This window comes from Pseudoalteromonas sp. S16_S37, assembly GCF_014694405.1.
In the GTDB taxonomy this organism is placed as follows: Bacteria; Pseudomonadota; Gammaproteobacteria; order Enterobacterales; family Alteromonadaceae; genus Pseudoalteromonas.
The window spans coordinates 1-529 of sequence record NZ_JAAUWV010000198.1 but is presented as its reverse complement, the minus strand read 5'-3'; the positions used below and the strand labels follow the sequence as shown (position 1 = coordinate 529).

The 529-nt window shown below is 36.1% G+C and carries 1 pseudogene; it reads right to left on the bottom strand.

What is annotated here, in order from left to right:
- Positions 1-111: 111 nt before the first annotated feature.
- Positions 112-363, bottom strand: a pseudogene (locus HC733_RS22610) (LysE family translocator); the annotation flags it as partial.
- Positions 364-529 lie beyond the last annotated feature (166 nt).

Genomic DNA, 529 nt, shown 5'->3' with positions numbered 1-529 from the left:
TCCATTTTGCAAGGTTTTGAGGGGTGAGAAAACAAACGTTGCAAAATGAGGATAGTAAGATCGTTTAGATCATCAAGAAGATCAATGCATTAAGTGATTTTCAGTGTCGACTAAATAAAGCAAATAGCCTACACCCAGTGCTTTTATGACCAAATGCAACGAAGGAAAATACGTAAACACCTGCATAAAACCAATACCAACTATCAATAACATCGCAGTAAAGCCAAGGCAAATACCACATAAAAGAGGGAGACTCTTTTTTATACCGAAGTTAAGGCCTGACGTCATTACAAGCACATTATTAGGGCCTGGTGTAATTGAGGATGAAATAGCAAATAAAAAAATAGCGACGAAGTAGTCCATTAGTACTTAACCCTAAATAAGGTAAATTAAATTTGTGCAGACATCCTCCGCTTTATATATGCACTATGGCGGATGTTTGGCACTATTATTTCAATATTAAGTACCCTTGGCATATGGATAACTATACTTTGCGAAGCAATATACACAATCCAATTTAACTCTCTTG